This is a genomic window from Clostridium sp. AF28-12, assembly GCF_003435225.1.
In the GTDB taxonomy this organism is placed as follows: Bacteria; Bacillota; Clostridia; order Lachnospirales; family Lachnospiraceae; genus Pilosibacter; species Pilosibacter fragilis.
Genome location: NZ_QWGJ01000009.1, coordinates 97,009 through 113,391, shown reverse-complemented (window position 1 = coordinate 113,391; position 16,383 = coordinate 97,009). Strand labels below are relative to the sequence as shown.

Annotated in this window: 15 protein-coding genes; 4 read left to right on the top strand and 11 right to left on the bottom strand. The window is 48.3% G+C overall.

The features are described from left to right. Positions 1 to 77: 77 nt before the first annotated feature. From bioB to DWY93_RS09575, 4 genes are all read right to left on the bottom strand, one after another. On the bottom strand, positions 78 to 1,061 hold the full coding sequence (gene bioB, locus DWY93_RS09590) for a biotin synthase BioB (protein WP_117470227.1): 984 nt from the start codon (positions 1,059 to 1,061) through the stop codon (positions 78 to 80). Between the two features lie 323 nt (positions 1,062 to 1,384). Next, a complete protein-coding gene (locus DWY93_RS09585) occupies positions 1,385 to 2,260 on the bottom strand; it encodes a MetQ/NlpA family ABC transporter substrate-binding protein (protein ID WP_117470199.1) in 876 nt (291 codons plus the stop codon). Positions 2,261 to 2,287: 27 nt separating this feature from the next. After that, complete coding sequence (locus tag DWY93_RS09580; protein WP_015553767.1) at positions 2,288 to 2,968, bottom strand: methionine ABC transporter permease; 681 nt, start codon at positions 2,966 to 2,968, stop codon at positions 2,288 to 2,290. 1 nt (position 2,969) lies between these two features. Continuing rightward, entirely contained in the window at positions 2,970 to 3,995 is a 1,026-nt protein-coding gene (locus DWY93_RS09575; RefSeq protein ID WP_021905458.1) for an ATP-binding cassette domain-containing protein, read from the bottom strand. A 931-nt stretch (positions 3,996 to 4,926) separates the two neighbouring features. On the opposite strand from DWY93_RS09575, the gene DWY93_RS09570 reads away from it, so the two are divergent. Beyond that, positions 4,927 to 6,054, top strand: coding sequence for a hypothetical protein (locus DWY93_RS09570; RefSeq protein ID WP_117470198.1), 1,128 nt, complete (start codon positions 4,927 to 4,929; stop codon positions 6,052 to 6,054). Here DWY93_RS09570 and DWY93_RS09565 read toward each other — a convergent pair. The 3 genes from DWY93_RS09565 to DWY93_RS09555 all read right to left on the bottom strand — a co-directional run bounded on the left by DWY93_RS09565 (position 6,005) and on the right by DWY93_RS09555 (position 8,356). Next, entirely contained in the window at positions 6,005 to 6,433 is a 429-nt protein-coding gene (locus DWY93_RS09565; protein WP_015553770.1) for a DMT family transporter, read from the bottom strand. The genes DWY93_RS09570 and DWY93_RS09565 overlap by 50 nt on opposite strands. Positions 6,434 to 6,893: 460 nt before the next feature. Continuing rightward, a complete protein-coding gene (locus DWY93_RS09560) occupies positions 6,894 to 7,739 on the bottom strand; it encodes a bifunctional 5,10-methylenetetrahydrofolate dehydrogenase/5,10-methenyltetrahydrofolate cyclohydrolase (protein WP_117470197.1) in 846 nt (281 codons plus the stop codon). Continuing rightward, positions 7,736 to 8,356 (bottom strand): cyclodeaminase/cyclohydrolase family protein, encoded by a 621-nt coding sequence (locus DWY93_RS09555; protein WP_117470225.1) that lies wholly within the window; start codon positions 8,354 to 8,356, stop codon positions 7,736 to 7,738. The genes DWY93_RS09560 and DWY93_RS09555 overlap by 4 nt, the downstream gene beginning before the upstream one ends. 570 nt (positions 8,357 to 8,926) lie before the next feature. On the opposite strand from DWY93_RS09555, the gene DWY93_RS09550 reads away from it, so the two are divergent. Continuing rightward, positions 8,927 to 10,144 (top strand): argininosuccinate synthase, encoded by a 1,218-nt coding sequence (locus DWY93_RS09550; RefSeq protein WP_117470196.1) that lies wholly within the window; start codon positions 8,927 to 8,929, stop codon positions 10,142 to 10,144. 284 nt (positions 10,145 to 10,428) lie between these two features. Next, positions 10,429 to 10,896, top strand: coding sequence for a hypothetical protein (locus DWY93_RS09545; protein ID WP_117470195.1), 468 nt, complete (start codon positions 10,429 to 10,431; stop codon positions 10,894 to 10,896). An 80-nt stretch (positions 10,897 to 10,976) separates the two neighbouring features. On the opposite strand, the gene DWY93_RS09540 is transcribed toward DWY93_RS09545, so the two are convergent. Continuing rightward, positions 10,977 to 11,252: a hypothetical protein gene (locus tag DWY93_RS09540; RefSeq protein ID WP_117470194.1), complete on the bottom strand. Its 276-nt coding sequence runs from the start codon at positions 11,250 to 11,252 to the stop codon at positions 10,977 to 10,979. Positions 11,253 to 11,350: 98 nt separating this feature from the next. Then, positions 11,351 to 12,661, bottom strand: a complete 1,311-nt coding sequence (locus tag DWY93_RS09535) for a Na+/H+ antiporter NhaC family protein (protein WP_117470193.1) — start codon at positions 12,659 to 12,661, stop codon at positions 11,351 to 11,353. Between the two features lie 454 nt (positions 12,662 to 13,115). On the opposite strand from DWY93_RS09535, the gene DWY93_RS09530 reads away from it, so the two are divergent. Then, positions 13,116 to 14,180, top strand: coding sequence for a LysR family transcriptional regulator (locus tag DWY93_RS09530; RefSeq protein ID WP_117470192.1), 1,065 nt, complete (start codon positions 13,116 to 13,118; stop codon positions 14,178 to 14,180). Between the two features lie 98 nt (positions 14,181 to 14,278). On the opposite strand, the gene DWY93_RS09525 is transcribed toward DWY93_RS09530, so the two are convergent. Both DWY93_RS09525 and DWY93_RS09520 read right to left on the bottom strand, forming a co-directional pair. Further along, positions 14,279 to 14,917, bottom strand: coding sequence for an AEC family transporter (locus DWY93_RS09525; RefSeq protein WP_117470191.1), 639 nt, complete (start codon positions 14,915 to 14,917; stop codon positions 14,279 to 14,281). Positions 14,918 to 15,310: 393 nt separating this feature from the next. After that, entirely contained in the window at positions 15,311 to 16,360 is a 1,050-nt protein-coding gene (locus DWY93_RS09520) for an electron transfer flavoprotein subunit alpha/FixB family protein (RefSeq protein ID WP_117470190.1), read from the bottom strand. Positions 16,361 to 16,383 lie beyond the last annotated feature (23 nt).

Here is a 16,383-nt window from a genome sequence, read left to right as displayed (position 1 = left end):
GCCTTCCAGCCTATGTTTTCTTACGGTCAGCGCAGCAAGTGCGCAGACCTACTGAACAGTTACCCTTGTTCTTTCTCTTAGTTTTCCTTCATATACTCCGGTGTCACATCTCTTCCAAGGCCTTTCAGCATTTTCTTATCGCTGCGGATCGTTGCGCATGCAACCGTTGTCAGCATATTGCCGGTAATTGTTGCGGATGCTCCGGAGCAGAATGCGGTCTCACCATCGTTTGTCAGCAGCGCGCGGCCTGCGCCGAGGCGGATGTTTGCCTCCGGATTGATATAGCGGAAGAATGCGATGGTGCGGAGAATATCGTCCTCAGAGATTCTCTCCAGATGTTCCAGAGGAGTTCCCGGAATCGGCATCAGGGCGTTTAACGGAATGGAATCGATTCCAAGCTCCGCAAGGCTCACTGCCATATCGAGACGGTCCTCCCATGTCTCACCCATCCCGATGATGCCGCCGGAACATGCGCACATACCCTCTGCCTTGATCATCTTTAGGGTGTTGATCTTCATGTCGTATGTATGAGTCGTGCAGATGTTCGGGAAGTTTCTTCTGGATGTCTCGATGTTGTGGTGGTAGCTTGTGACACCTGCTTCATGGAGACGGTGAAGCTGTTCCGCGGTCACAAAGCCCATGGACGCGCAGAGGTCGATCTTGCATTCCTTTTTCATAGTCTCGTAGGCGTGGATCGCTTTATCGAACTCCTCCCCCGTCAATGCTCTTCCTGATGTAACGATGGAGAAACGGTCAACGCCCTCTTCCTCATGGACGTGACACATCTTTACGATCTCTTCTTCCGGAAGGAAATCATAGATCTCGCAGCTTGTGTGGTGGTGTGCAGACTGCGCGCAGTACTTGCAGTCCTCTGGACATCGTCCACTCCGTCCGTTGATGATGGAACAGAGATCAACCTTATCTCCCACACATGCCTTGCGGATCCGGTCTGCGCCCTCGCAGAGTTCCTTCAGATCGCATGTCAGAAAGAAATTTAAGTCATCCTCTCTTGTAATTCTTCTTCCGTCGATAATTTCCTGTGCCAGTGTCAGTGCGTCCATAGTATTCTCCTTATTTTTCTGATTTTTATGTGCAATCGCCGTTTTCGTCATCCGGGCTTTGATCTCTGGTCCTGGTCCGTCTTCCGGATTTTTTCTCTGAATTCTCATGTTACGATTGTAAACTTTTGCTCTACGTTATAGTTCACAATTATATAAAAAAACGCCGTGAAAGTCAACCATTTTCCGTTTATCAGTTAACTTTCAAGGTTTTATAATTTTAATACCACTACCAAAAAAGGTCCTTCGATACCGGAATTTATATTCCAGTGCCGAAGAACCTTTTTCATCAACTATTTTCCTGATCGTTCAATAAGCTTCCAATCTTATTTTAACTCGTCCGGGATCCACCATAATCCGTCGTTGTTCTCTTCCATGTACTGCATGAACTCGTCAGAATGATAAGCGTCCACAATTGCCTTTGCCCACTCTGCGTCCTTGTTCTCTTCCTTCACAACGACCTGAAGTACCAGGTGATCCTGGATATCCTCTGTTGCGAGGGCTGTGGACGGGTCGATGCCTGCGTTGTATACAACGCTGCCGGTAATTGCCACATAGTCAAAGTCCTGGATCGCTGCCGGGATCGTTAAGCTCTTCATCTCTGTGAACTCGATGTTATGCGGATTTTCAACAATGTCATCCTGGGTAACTGCGGACGGATCCACATCATCGGCAAGCTTGATCCAGCCGATCTTCTGAAGCATCAGATAGCATCTTGCGGTGTTGGAGGCATCGTTCGGAACTGCAACCTTCGCACCGTCCGGGATCTCATCAACAGATGTGTATTTTGCAGAATATACGCCAGCCGGTACAGTCGGGATCGGGCTGATCGGCACAAGATCCGCATTGTAGTTTGCGTTGAAGTTCTCAGCGTATGCGGTGTGCTGCTCCACGTTGACATCAACATCGCCGTCGTTTAATCCGATGTCAGCTGTCTGAAGATCAGAGAAGTCCACGCCCTTTACGGTGTATCCCTCTTTTTCAAGAATCGGAACGATGGCAGCCTCAAAGAGCTCTGTGTACGGCCCCTGGGATTTTCCGTAAACGATCTCTTTCTTGTCCTCCGTATCAACCGCTGCCGCTGTGCTGTCTGCACTCTCTGCAGCCTGTGCCGCTGTTGTATGCGCGGTGTCGCTCTTTCCGCATGCCGCAAGGCTTAACACTGCTGCTCCCATAAGTACTCCCGCAATTGCTTTTCTCATAATTTTTTCTCTCCTCTTATTTAAAATTTATTTATGCTGTCTTAATTTACCAGAAATCGTATTTCCGAGAATCTGTAAAAGCTGTACCAGAACCACCAGGATCACAACTGTGAGGATCATGAGTGGTGTGTTCATCTTTTCATAACCGTATGTCAATGCCAGATCTCCGACTCCGCCGCCACCGACATATCCGGCCATTGCAGACGCTCCAAGAAGTCCGATGGTTCCCGTTGTCAGTGCAAGCACCATGGAACCTAATGTCTCTGGAACCAGGAAATATCGGATGACCTGCCATGTTGTCGCGCCCATGGCCTCTGCCGCCTCCAGGATTCCCGGATCGATCTCAAGCAGGCTGTTCTCCATCAGCCTCGCAAGGTACGGACTTATATAAACTACTAACGGCACCAACGCTGCCGTACTTCCGATGGTCGTTCCGACAATAGCGCGGGTGATCGGCATGATCGTTACAAGAAGAATAACAAAGGGGATACTGCGCACCACGTTGATGTAGACGCTGACGATCATATATAACGGTCGGTTCTCCACCAATCCGCCTTTTCTGCAAAGCACCAGGATCAGTGCCAGGATCATTCCGATGATCGTTCCGATGAGAAGTGACCATCCAACCATGTAAAGAGTCTGTCCGCCGTTCAACAGCAGACGCTCCACCGTGACCTTAAAGATCTTTGTTTTCATGAGTTCTTCCATCTTACTCCACCTCCAGTCGTTCTCTTAAGACGCCGTTCTTGTCGATCTCCGCTTCCGCCTTATCGATGCTCTCATCATCGCCGATGAGCTGTAAGATGAAGACGCACATGACGCTGTCCTCCAGCTCCTGTACCGCCGCGCCGAGGATGTTGACCACGACACCCTTTGTCTTGCAGATATCGGAGATTACCGGGCGCTTCACGCTGGAACCGATAAATTTCAGACGGTCCACACGGAAGTTTTCTTTCTGTTCCTTCACGAGGCTTATGATGCTGTCCGGGATCTGGTCCCGGATAACCGTCTGGACGAACCGCTTTGTCACCGGCATCTTCGGGGATCCAAAGACCTCCAGAACGCTGCCGGATTCCACGATCTTTCCGCTCTCCATGACCGCTACCTTGTTGCAGATCATCTGGACGACCTGCATCTGATGGGTGATGAGAAGGATCGTGACACCCATTTTACGGTTGATCTTCTTTAAAAGCTTTAAAATCGATTCCGTTGTCTGCGGGTCCAGGGCGCTTGTAGCCTCGTCGCAGAGAAGAAGTTCCGGGTCGGTGGTCAGCGCTCTCGCGATTCCCACACGCTGTTTCTGTCCTCCGGAGAGCTGACTGATGTAGGTGTCTTTCTTGTCCTCCAGCTCAACGATCTTTAATACTTCCTTAACCTTCTTGTCGATCTCCACCTTCGGAGTCTTTGCAAGGATCAGCGGAAGCGCAATATTGTGGTACACCGTCTTGGATTCCAGCAGGTTGAACTGCTGGAATACCATTCCGATCTTTCTTCTCAGCGCCCGAAGTTCCGGCTTCTTCAATGTGGAAAGCTCCTTTCCACAGACAGTGACTTTTCCGCTGTCCGCCGTCTCAAGACCGTTTACCAGGCGGATCAGTGTGGACTTTCCGGCTCCGGAAAACCCTATGATACCGCAGATATCACCCTTTTCCACATGGATACTCACGTCGTCCAACGCGTGGACGGTTCCGTATTTTCCTGAAAAGGTTTTGCTTACATGTTCGATCTGGATCAATGTTTCTTCCTCCCCATCTGAGAAGCGCGATTTTAGGACTTCTCAAGTTTTCGCGGTCTCTATGATTCGCCGCGTAAATAAAAAGCCCGGAAGTGTAAACACTTCCGGGCGCATTTTCTGGCATTAACAGGAAACTATTTTCTGTATACAGGTACATGACCGCACAGCAAAGCTCCTGGCCGTAAAAAACGCCCGGAAATACACATACAACAGCAACAACACATATTGTTCATGTTATTTCTTCCCGCATTTCCCATACCTGTATCTCCTTTCCAACCGCCTGCTATCCTGCAGTCCAATGTTTCCTCATCGTCTGAACTCCCTGTTCGAATCCGATGGCGCTATAATAACCCCTATTTCCTAGTTTGTCAATATGATTTTATTTATTTTAAATCATATATTTAATTTTTTTAAATTTCTTGCATGATCGTTTTAAAATTTTCATATCACTGCTATTCCGAATCAACACGCTTCTCCCATGCCTATATATTTTCCCCGCGCTGCAAAATTCCTCATAGTTTCGAAAATTTTTATAATTTTATATACCAGACTACCTTGCTATCCCGCATATCCTGTGATACGATATCCACACAAAATCGTAAACTATTCAGTACCTTCATAGTTACGCGCAAAATTTATTCCAGATCAGCTTCGCTGACGGGATTTTGCCTTCCAGCCTATGTTTTCTTATGGTCAGCGCAGCAAGTGCGCAGACCTGCTGAACAGTTACACATAATCCTATAAAAGCATATTCTCTAAGTTTCTATCCGGACTACGATCCGTCTTTTCACATTTCGGAACTTCATTGCTTTTATATCCTTTACCTATTTTCAATCAATTTAAAAGCAGGAGAATCCGAGATGCATTGGAAAATGGCTGATCATGTTGTCCACTTTGCATGTTCTGACTCCTGCGCAAAGGAGGTATGAACTTGAGCACAATTCCAAGTGCGGACATCAGTGACAAAAAGTTCTTTTCCGGCGATGAGCGCTACGCTGACCTGATCAATGGACTCATCTGCCAGGGCAGACCGGTTGTCCGAAAAGAAGACCTGCAGGATCTGGACACCCAGACCGGGATCTGGAACGATCCGGCAATCCACAAATCAAAGAACCGACGACGTGTAAAGCTTCGTGATCTGGTTAAAAAAGCATCCTTTGGCGTAAATTTTCTTGTCATCGGTATTGAAAACCAGCAGACCATCGATTACTCACTGCCGCTTCGCTGTATGACCTATGAAGCCGGTGAATATGAGCGCCAGGCCGCAATGATACGCCGCGCAGTTCGAAATGCCGACATCAAACAGAATCCTGGAGAATATCTTTACAGTTTTTCCAAAGAGAGTCATCTCCATCCTTCAATCATCATCGTTCTCTACTATGGCGAGCTTCCCTGGGATGGATCCGTCGACCTTCACGGAATAATCGATTTTTCCGGGATTCCGGAAGAATTTCATCCTTTGATTCAGAATTACCGGATTCATCTTGTGGATGTCCGGCATTTACAGAATACCGATGTTTTTAAGACGGATATCAGGCAGGTATTTGATTTTATCCGGTATTCTGATGATAAGACGTATCTAAAAAAGTTGTTGAATACATCAGAATATCAAATGTTAGATAAAGATGCATATGAAATGATTGCCACTCATACGAGTATGTCGACTTTACTAGAACCCCGTATGATGCAGACAAGAGGAGGAAAGATAAATATGTGCAAAGCGATAGATATTTGGTTAGCAGAAAGGGAAGCAAAGGGTATATCCCAGGGTCTCTCCCAGGGCCTCTCTCAGGGCCTCTCTCAGGGCCTCTCTCAGGGTATATCCCAAGGCAATGATGAAACTAGCTATAAAATGCTCATGAAAATCATTGTCTCGCGCTTCGGCAAAAAGGCAGGAGAACTCGCCTCACCCACAATTAGATACCTCACCTCTGACGAGCGCATAGATCTCGTAGAAACGGCTGCCACCACAGATACCTTCGCCCATTTTCAAGACGCCCTGCGCCGCGCTACCACCGAAACACAACGATCCCCGCAATCGCCAGCGCCGCACCAATAAGCTTCCGCCACTCAAATGCTGCTTTCTCGACGCCGAAAAGCCCAAATACCTCAGCAATATAGGAGACTAATATCTGGGTCACAACAATGAGCAGCGTCGCCTTAGCCGGTCCCAGACCGTCCATGCTTTTTATCACGGTCCAGGTGATGAACGCGCCCATGACACCGCCGAGAAGCATATATTTCCGGTCGATGGAGAACATCCCCCAGATCTCCCCACGCCCGGTAAAAAAATAGAGAACCACACATGTCAGAAACGCCGTCAGCTGCACCCATCCTGCCGCCGCCCAGATACTGCTCTGCTTCGTCACCTCCGTATTAAAGATCCCCTGCAGGCTCATAAGCGCCCCAGAAAGCAATGCCACCAAAATTCCCCACATAAAAAACCTCCTGAAACCATGTTTCCCTTAGGATTCCATAGTCAGGAGGTTTTTATACGGCCTGACTATTCCATATTTTCTTCTGAATACGAACATATTTTTAATTTCTTTTTTATCTCCCAAAGGTAATATTGCGGCATCATTGACAGCACCGCACGCCTTGTAAGAATCATGCTTAATGCATAATTAGAGGTGGCTAACTTCATCAAATAAAATGATAACTCTGCCTTCTTTATCTGTCTAAATAAGAATGTGCTTTGGCACATTCTCGCACCTCGCGCGGTCGCTTGCGACTATCTACATCTTCGCGCGAGTGTGCAGCTTTGGCACGTCAGTGCCTTTTTATGTAACGGGGAATTCCTCGGAATTTCCTGTTACATAAAAATCCCCGGCTATACCCGCCGGGGACCCTGTTCGAAAAATCCTTTATTTATGCTCTTTCCCGAAAAATTCAGAAAATTTACCGATTCACCTTTCTCTCCGCCGCCATCGCCAGATGCTTCGCCAGTACAGCCGTCGTCACAGCTCCGACGCCGCCCGGGACCGGGGTCGCCGCGGAGGCTTTTTCTTCCAGACCTTCCCAGAGGACGTCGCCGCAGAGCTTTCCGTTCTCATCCACGTTGATTCCAACGTCGATCAGCACAGCTCCTTCCTTTAAGAAGGACGCGTCTAACATCTTCGCCTTACCTGCCGCCGCGACGAGAATGTCCGCTTCCCGGCAGACTGCCTTTAAGTCCTTCGTCTTTGTATGGCACACAGTCACCGTCGCGTTTTCCTTCAACATCAACATGGACAGCGGACGTCCAACGACCATGCTGCGTCCGACGATCACCGCGCGCTTTCCTTCCATTGGAATATCAAATGCCTTTAACACCTCAATGACCGCCTCAGCCGTACACGGAGCAAAACCGTCCTTCTCTCCTGCAAACACCTTCGCCGTATTCACTGCACAGATTCCGTCGAGGTCCTTCTCCGGCCGGATCATCTGCTCCGCATGTTTTTCATTGATATACTTCGGCAGCGGGCGAAATAACAGAATTCCGTCGATGGCCTCGTCATCATTGATCTTCTGGAACTCCGCAAAGAACTCCTCCTCTGTGATATCCGCCGGATACACATATGACTTTGTCTCCATTCCATATGCCGCAATACGTTTCATGACATTTCTCTCGTAGGAGAGATCATCCGGCCGCTCGCCAATGCGGACGATAGCCGCTGTCGGCACATATCCTCCTAATTTCCCGTTCATCGCGAGAACCTGTTCCTTGATTTTCGCAGAAACCTCTGCACCTTTTAATGTGATCATCCTCTTACCGCCTTTAATACAATCCCATAGATCCGGTCTGCCTGTTCCGTTCCCTTCCTTATAAGAAGCTCCGCCTGGCTGTTCATCTCCTCGGCATACTCTCGGTCCTTCATCATCTTCGTATTGATATACACGCTCATGACCGCTCCGAGAAGTGCTGACCGGATCCCCTGAATCCCGACACCCGCGTCACTCACCGCAAGCCGGCTTCCGTGGAGCGCCAGAAACTCGATATCGTCCATCACGCTGACCGCCCGCTCCATGACTTCCATCGGGACCTTCGCCGCAGCCTTCAGGCATTCTTCCATCCGCTCTTCCTTTTCCGTCTTCTCTTCCTTCGTCTCCGCCTTCATGCGGTAAACCTCCGAGAGTGGCTGAAACGCCTGCTCGTCCGCCTTCTCAAGCCGGATAAAATCCATTCTCGCCCCGCCAAGTCTCGCAAGGATCTTCTGGACATCTTCCTCATATATCGCAAACTTCTTCTTTCCCGAAGTCAGGTTCCCCACCATCTCACCGAGAGCCGTTCCGATGGCGCCGTAAACTGCCGCCGCACTTCCGCCCCCCGGAGTCGGTGCCTTGGATGCCAGGGCTTCCAGGTATTCGTTCCACTGTTCCATGAACACGTTTCCTTCCATATTTACTCTCTGCGCAGCTATCCCGGTCTTCTGATACTGCCATATCCTTCCATACAATATGGCAGGCGGCTGGCGCAGTCTTGAAACCTATTATCCATGATTTCACAGTGCTTGTCAATCCTGACTCTATATTTCCTACCATCTCTATATGATTTTCATTCTGACATCCGCCCTGATTTCATTTCTTGTCCGCCACTCTCTCCCTCTGCTTTTCCACCACCAGATCCTTTTTATTTTCCCCGCCGGGTAACTATTCAGTACCTTCATAGTTACGTGCAAAAATCCATTCCAGATCAGCTTCGCTGAGGGGATTTTTGCCTTCCAGCCTATGTTTTCTTACGGTCAGCGCAGCAAGTGCGCAGACCTACTGAACAGTTACCCCGCCTGCACATATCTTTCTCCTCCCGCCTCTCCCAATTTATGCATTGCTTATGTATAATATGCACTTTATTTCATAAAAATGCATTTTACGCTTGACATTATGCATATTCGGATGTATATTTATGAAGCATAAAGAAAACAACGTCTGAAACAGATCGGAGGATAACAATTATGAAAGAGAAAGTTATTTTAGCATATTCCGGCGGACTCGACACAACAGTTCTGATTCCGTGGTTAAAAGAAAATTATGATTACGATGTAGTCTGCGTCTGCATCGACGTAGGACAGGGAAATGAGTTAGATGGTCTGGAAGAGAGAGCAAAATACTGCGGAGCTTCCAAATTATATATCGAGCATGTTGTCGATGAATTCTGCGACGAGTACATCGCTCCGTGCGTAAAAGCAAACGCTACCTACGAGAACAAGTATCTCCTCGGTACCGCAATGGCCCGCCCGCTGATCGCGAAGATTCTTGTTGATATCGCGAAGAAGGAAGGCGCTGTTGCGATCTGCCACGGTGCTACCGGTAAAGGAAACGATCAGGTTCGTTTCGAGCTTGGCATCAAGGCCCTTGCCCCGGATATGAAGATCATCGCTCCGTGGAGAACCTGGAATATCCAGTCCCGTGAGGAAGAATTAGAGTACTGCGCAAAACATAACATCGATCTTCCATTCAAGAAGAACGACAGCTACAGCCGTGACCGCAACATCTGGCACATCAGCCATGAAGGTCTTGAGCTGGAAGATCCGGCACAGGCTCCGAACTACGATCATATGCTCGTACTCGGCGTAACACCGGAGAAGGCACCGGATGAAGAGACTGAGATCTCCATCTCCTTCGAGAAAGGATTCCCGGTTGCATTAAACGGCGAGAAGATGAAATTCTCCAAGATCCTCACAAAATTAAATGAGCTCGGCGGAAAGAACGGAATCGGCATCACCGATATCGTTGAGAACCGTATGGTCGGCATGAAGTCCCGTGGTGTTTATGAAACTCCTGGCGGAACGATCCTTCTCGAAGCTCACAAGCAGTTAGAGGAACTGATCTTAGACAAAGAGACATTAAAATATAAGAAGAACATCGACAACGAGTACGCTGATGTCGTTTACTCCGCAAAGTGGTTCAGCCCGTTACGGGAGGCATTACAGGCATTCGTTGAGTCCACTCAGGAATATGTGACCGGTGAGTGCAAGATGAAGCTCTACAAGGGCAACATCATCAAGCAGGGCACAACTTCCCCGTATTCCTTATACAACGAGAGCATCGCTTCCTTTACAACCGGTGATCTCTATGACCACCATGACGCTACCGGCTTCATCAATCTCTATGGACTCTCCACAAAGGTTCGCGCAATGAAGAAGGCAGAGGTCGAGAAGAACCAGAAATAATAACTCTCTTTCATAAAAAACTTAGGCTTGATCCCGGCAGGACATGTTCCCGCCGGGATCTTTTCTTCAGCTGTTCAGATTCTTTACATTTCTGTCATTTTTCTTTCATTCTCTTTACAAAGCCTCTTATATCTGACCGTATTCCTTCATTTTTTTTTGACAATTTGGTCACACTTTTTTGATTTAATATGGATCATAAAGAAAGAGAGAGATCCTTTGAAGCACCTGGATCTTTCGTTTTTTCTCTTATATTTTCGATATTAGAAAGGAAGACTTAAATTATTATGAAAAAGAAATTACTTCTTACCACTTGCATCGCAGGTATCATCGCACTGGCAACCGCATGCTCTTCCCAGAGCACAACTGCTGCAACAACCGCTGCTTCTACAACGGCTGAGACAACAGCGGCTGCTGTGAAGGAGAATACAACTGCTGCTGAAAAGGAGACAACTGCCGCTGAAAAAGCAGAAGGCAAGAAAGAGGCTGATTCCAAAGCTTCCGAAAACAGCAGTGAAAAAAGCGACGAATCAAAAGAGTCTACAATGACTGGTACCATCAGTGACATAAAAGATTTCATGTTCACGGTAAGTGCTGATGGAAAGGATTACGCGTTCACCTTCGAAGCCGATAAAAAACCGGAAGGTCTCTCCGAAGTCAAGGACGGCGATAAAGTTACTGTAACTTACACCGGAACGGTCAATGAAGTAGACGCTTTTGATGGAACCATTCTTTCCGTGGCAAAGGCTAAATAATATACACACGGGTGTGAAATGCGGCACCGCCAGGTCCCAAAAAAGGACCGGCGGTGCCGCGGCTAAAAGGCTGAAGGTAGTCAGCAGTTAGAATATTGACACACCACGATCTGGATCTTATCAAGCAATCGCTTAAGATTCTCATTTTCTTTCTGAAGTCTGGTGCAGCGCTCCCGGTACAGGTCCCGCTGCCTTTCAATGATACGGAAGTTATCGCAGATCTCTTTCATATCCTCGCTCTCTTCCCACGGCAGGTCAGAAAATTCTTTCCCTGCCGCTGGTTTCAGATTCTGCAGTATCTCCCCTGAACATATTTTCTTATTTGCTTCATCTGTTAATTTTTCTGCTGTTTTCATAATCTATCTCCACTGACGATCATCCACATTTTCTATCCTGTTTATTTCTGTTGTCCAGCCCTGCCCTTTTCATCCAAAACTGGAAAAGTTAAAATTTATCAAACAGCCTTCCTGGCTCTCACAATAAGATGCCAGATTGGAAGCAGATACAGGAACACCGCCGCCCCTATCGACACAAGCGGCGCCGACACAGACGCCAGCGGAACCGCACCCGCGATGGACCACGGAATGAGCGGAGCCGTAACGATTACCGAGTTTTCCATATCTATCGCAAACTTCTGCTGATCCGGCTCCAGATCCTTGCAGACCTGGTCCACCAGCATCGTTGCCAGTGTCTGGTTGCAGGCCACCATCCCCGCCACCATGGACGTCATAAGGATCGTACCAAATACGGTGATTTTTCTGCTCACCGAGCCCATCTTCGATTTTAAACCATTTAAAAGTCCGGTTTCCTCAAAGATACCCGAATAGGAGGACGAAATCGTGATGATCAGTGCCACCCGCACCATGGACATGATTCCGCCGCCGTCGATCATGGACGAGATTGATGGATCCGGAGATTGATAACCGTTGACCAGAATTTCAACGATCAGGAACAGGTCCGTGTGCTGCCAGAAAAGGCACACGCCGAGTGCCGTCATGATACTTGCCAGCATCGCCATCCGCACCTGTACCCGGAAAAGTGATAATACCATGATCACCACCGCGGGAAGAATTGGGATCAGTCCCAGATGGAATACGCCAGAAAAGCTCTCCGTCAGCGACAAATTTCCGGCTTCCGCCGCCGGAAATGCGATTCCGCAGACACCGTAAAAGGCACAGGTCAAAATTAGCGGCACGATGGCCGTCCTCACCATCAGACGGATATTGTCAAAAATATTTGTGTGGGTCAGCTCCGAGACCAGCAGCGCGCTGGTGGATACCGGCGAACACCTGTCCCCGAAGAACACGCCGGAGAGGATCGCGCCGCCTGCAAGGATCTCGTTACACCCCATTGCCTTTGCCATCGTCATACAGATCACACCCATGGTCGCTGCTGTACCAAATGCCGTTCCAGTCAGGACAGAAACCAGAGCATTTAAAAGAAATGCCATCAAAATCATTACCGACGGATTCATAAGCCCTGCGCAGTAGGAGACGATCGCCGGGATCGTTCCTGCCGCCCGCCAGAGCGCCGTCAGCATCCCGATGAGTAAAAACGTAATTAAAATATTTTTCGCCGTCTTGATTCCCTTCCAGGACATCCCGAAAATATCTCTGACCGTATAACCACGGTTCAAAGTGTACGCGAAAAAGATCAGATATCCAAGTGCCAACGCTGCCAGGATCGGGATTCCCGCAAGGATGCACCCGATCAGCGTCACCGCGAACACGACCAGAACAGCCGTCTCACTGGTTTGTACCTTCATAATGTTTACCTCTTCCCTGTTTTCTTTCGTGAACCATTCCCTCAGCCAGCCGTTCCCTGTTCAGATATCCTGATCCACCTTTATGATTCTAGTATACGCCTGGATTTTCCACTTGTCTAACTGTATTTTCCGATATATAATACAGCTAAAAAACTGTATATAAGTTACAGATTTCATTCTTTTACACGATTTTCCCAGTTCATTCTGGCTGTCCCGTATCCTTTATGATCAGCACAGCTGATTCGAGACTCTGCACGACACTTACAAGTCAAGCGGATATTCGCAATCCGCTTCGCTACTTGCTCATAACCCAATAACTGCTCCGCAGTTTATCAGAAGGAGCTTGCACTCCTCCTGATACAAGCAAGTCCCCACTGCTTATTGCTTTTCGCAATTGAAGCAGGGGACTTACTTGATTCGGTTAAACTTTCTTTTTATATTCCGGAGGTTTTATATGAACTTTCTTTCCATGGACTACTTTCTCATGACCGCCGAGAAGCGCAGCTTCACAAAAGCCGCCGATGCTCTCCATATCACCCAGCAGACCCTGAGCACCCACATCGCCAATCTGGAACAGGAGCTGGACTGCAAGCTCTTCGTCCGCCATGTTCCCCTGGAACTCACCTACGCCGGAGAGATCTTTTGCCAGTACGCCGCAGACTTCCAGAAAAAATACCGGGCAATGCAGCACGAATTTGCCGACCTGACTAAAAATGAGCAGGGCATCCTGCGTATCGGCATCTCTTTTACCCGCTGCCACGCGATCATGCCTGCGATCATCATGGAATACCAGCGCCGCTACCCGCATATGGAGATCCAGGTCATCGAAAATGCGAACACTGGACTACAAAAAGACCTGATAGAACATAAGATCGATCTCGCCATCGCGAAGTTCCCGGATTTTCTGCCAGGGATCACTCTGAGCGATTTCTATGAGGAGGAGGTCGTTCTTCTGCTTGCTGATTCTCTGTTTCATGAGGTCATTTCCGATGCCGCCCCAGCAGATGCCCTATTTTTACATCTTTCAAAGACTATCTGCTGCTCCGGCTCTGATTTCACTCATGGCACCGCTGGCACTGTCTCCTTTTCTGTTCAGGATCTCCCTGTACTGACAGATTCACAGCCAGAACCGTTAATGTTAAAAAGCCTGGAAGACTTCTCGATCTTCGAACACTGCCCATTCCTTCTAAACTACGCCACAGACATCGCCGGTCAGCTCGGAAGACACTTCATCACCATGGGCAACTTCAAACCGATCGTAAAGACCCAGTCCGACAATATGGGAATGCTTCTGGAGCTCTGCGCCGCCGGAAAAGGCGCCTGCATCTCCCCACTGAACCTTGCCATGAGCTCCCTCTCCCCTGAGCAGCGCAAAAAAATGCGGATCATCCATCTCGGACGATCCGCAAAATATAAGATCCGCTTCGGTTCTCTGGAACAGCCTTACCAATGGAAGGCGATCCGGAACTTTATGGATGCCGCGAACGCTGCACTCACAAGAACCGGCACAACCACCTAGCTTTCCGTTCTCTATCGCATGCGGTGTACCGTTTTTCAAATGAATAAAAATTTCTATCGCTTCTCCCAACTGAACACGATCAACCTGCCCGGGGCCTCTCACCCTGCCAGATAACACCAGACTGGCAGGGTCAGCATGGACATTAGCGTCGTCACAACCACGCATCTCGTTGCAAACAAGGCGTCACTGTCATATCTTGCCGCAAAAATCGCCGCCGTAGCTCCGGCAGGCATGCCGGTCATCAGAACGCTGATTCCCAGTGATGTGGCATCAAGTCCAAGTCCAACGACCAGTGCTGCTGCCGGGAGAATGATCAGACGGAATACAGAAAACATGGCTGTATCTTTATTAAAGATCGTTGTAATTTTTACATCCGCCAAAATCGTTCCCACGATCAGCATCGTGAGGGCGCTGTTGCAATCCCCAAGATACTTCACTGTCGCCGTGATGACGGCTGGAAGCTTCACCTGCGTCACCATGCAGATCAAGCCCAGATAAATTGCGACCAGACATGGATGTGTCAGCACGTTCTTCGCGACTTTCTTCTTATCCACCTTCTCATCCGCCACAAAATAAGATTTCAAAAAAGTCCCCCAATCGTCGGTCTTTATTACAGCCAACAACCGGGGAACTTCCAGGACTCTATTTTTCTTTACTATACAGCGCCTCTTATAAAAAGCGATTCCAAAACACAGCACCTCATCTTCGATCTTCTGGCTGATATAACCTCCAGACATCAGTATCTCCAGATGAGGAAAAGGTACTTTACTTTGCCCGTAAGAAAAAAGGACATGAAGGCGTAAAGGGAACTGTAACAGAAGATATGGAGCCTGATTTGTGCATCAGACTTCCTTATTTTAATTGACCAAATATCTTGTGATGGTTTTCCAATGCAAAAAGAACACCTGTAAAACAGACGTCGGCACTTTCTTCCGACTATATAGACGCAAAAATCCCCGCCCGGAAACCCGGACGGGGATCATCACCTGTTATAACACTACCGGCAAAATCACTCTGCCTACTTTAATATATTCATGTTTTTGGCGGGTGCTAAGGTCAAAACTCCTCCTGCAAGCAAGCTTGCATCGGACTTTAGACCTTTTCACCCTGGTATATACAATTCACGTAAATTATTTAGCTGCTGCAGCCTTTGCTTCTTTGATCTTCTCTGTCAGCATCGGAACGATCTTGTTTAAGTCGCCTACGATACCGTAGTCAGCTACATCGAAGATCGGAGCGGACTCATCTTTGTTGATCGCAATGATGATGTCAGACTCTTCCATACCAGCTACGTGCTGGATAGCACCGGAAATACCGATTGCGAAGTATACGTGCGGACGAACAGTCTTACCAGTCTGTCCTACCTGAAGATCTTTCGGCTTCCAGCCGGAATCTACAACTGCACGAGAGCAGCTTACTGTACCGCCAATAGCCTCAGCGAGGTCATCAAGCAGTTTGAAGTTCTCTGCGCTGCCAACTCCACGGCCACCGGAAACAAGGATCTTTGCATCCATGATATCAGCTACGTCGGATACTGCCTTAACGATCTCGAGAATCTCAACGTACTTGTTGTCCGGAGTGAAGCCCGGGTTGAATTCGATAATTTCAGCTTTTCTGCCAGCCTCACGGTCAAGCTTCTGCATAACGCCTGGACGTACTGTAGCCATCTGCGGACGGAATTCCGGGCAAGCGATTGTAGCGATCGTGTTGCCGCCGAATGCCGGACGGGTCATAAGGAGCTGACCATGTTTCTGCTCTTTACCCGGCATAGCTACGAGCGGGAAATCTCCGATATCGAGCTGTGTGCAGTCTGCTGTAAGACCTGTATGGATACGTGCGCAAACACGCGGGCCAAGGTCACGACCGATTGCTGTAGCACCGATTAAGAAGATGTCCGGCTTGAACTCGTTGATAACAGCTGTGATCGCATGAGTATACGGCTCAGTTCTGTAATCCTTTAATTCCGGATCGTCAACAACGATAACTTTGTCTGCACCGTACTCACCGAGTTCGTCTGCAAGACCTTTTACGTTGGAACCAACTAAAACTGCTGTTACAGTTGTTCCTAAATCTTTTGCCAGGTCTTTACCTTTACCGATCAGCTCCAGAGCGATGCTGCTGATCTGATTGTCTACCTGCTGTGCAAAGACATATACACCCTTATATTCTGCTAAATTCATCACTTTTCACCACACTTTTCTTT